Raw genomic sequence first — 1,117 nt, 5'->3', positions numbered from 1 at the left:
GAGCGGTTTAGATGCTATGGGCCGAGCGGCGAGGCCATGGCACCATCGTCGCGGCAACAAAGCGATGGAGCGCCCCATGGCGAAGCAAAACGACCTGAGCAGATGCCTTGGCACACTTGAACAAGACGCGACAGTGATCGCCGTGATCGAGATCGGCCAGTCGAGTTGGCTGGTCGCCGGTATTGTGCCCGGACTCGAACGCAATCCTTTGAAGAAGCTCAGCCCAGACCAGGATGCGCTTCTGCAGCTTCTGCATCGTTGGCGGAAGGAGGCGGTGCAGGCTGGACGCACGATCAAACGGATCGCCGTCGCCTATGAGGCCGGCCGCGACGGCTTCTGGTTAGCACGCTGGCTGCGCGCGCAAGAAATCGAGGCCTATGTGATCCACCCGTCGAGCGTCCCGGTGTCGCGCGAGCACCGGCGGGCGAAGACAGATCGGCTCGACACTGAACTGCTGAAACGCGCCTTTCTCGGCTGGCTGCGCGGCGAACCGAAGCATTGCAGCATGGCGGCGATCCCCACCCTCGCGGATGAGGATGCGAAACGGCCGGGCCGCGAGCGCGAGAGCTTGGTCGGGGCGCGCACGCGCATTATCAATCGCCTGAAGGCTAATCTCGCCCGCCTCGGGATTCGCGGCTTCCGGCCAAACCTGGCTCAGGCATCGAGCCGGCTGGAGGCCTTACGCACGCCGGAGGGCGCGGCCGTTCCGGCGAACACGCTGGCCGAGCTGCGGCGCGACATGGACCACCTGCGCTTCGTCAAGCAGCAGATCAAGGAGATCGAGACAACCCGGGCCAAGCGCCTGGCGGGAGTGCCCAACGAGCAACGCCATACGATGGTACGCCTGCTCGCGCGGGTCGTCGGCGTCGGCATTGAGACCGCGGACATGCTCGTGCAGGAGGTGTTCTCGCGCAACATCCGGGATCGTAAAGCCCTCGCGCGCTATGCCGGCCTCACCGGTGCCCCTGACGAAAGCGGCAAAAGACGACGCGAGCGAGGACTTGCCAAAGCGGGCAATGCCCGCGTGCGCCGCGGAATGATCGAGCTCGCCTGGGGTCATCTGGTGCACCAGAAGGCCAGCGCGCTGACCGCGTGGTATCGGAAGCGAACTTCCGAT

Annotated in this window: 1 protein-coding gene; it reads left to right on the top strand. The window is 65.2% G+C overall.

The genetic code is table 11. The annotated features are described in order from the left end of the window. Positions 1 to 76 precede the first annotated feature (76 nt). Positions 77 to 1,117, top strand: a 1,041-nt coding sequence (locus SO180_RS42400) for an IS110 family RNA-guided transposase (protein ID WP_449384709.1), incomplete at its 3' end; no start/stop codon positions are given.

The sequence above is a fragment of the Bradyrhizobium sp. UFLA05-112 genome (assembly GCF_053572325.1).
Note: the sequence above shows the minus strand (reverse complement) of the source record. Positions and strands in the feature narration are given on the sequence as shown.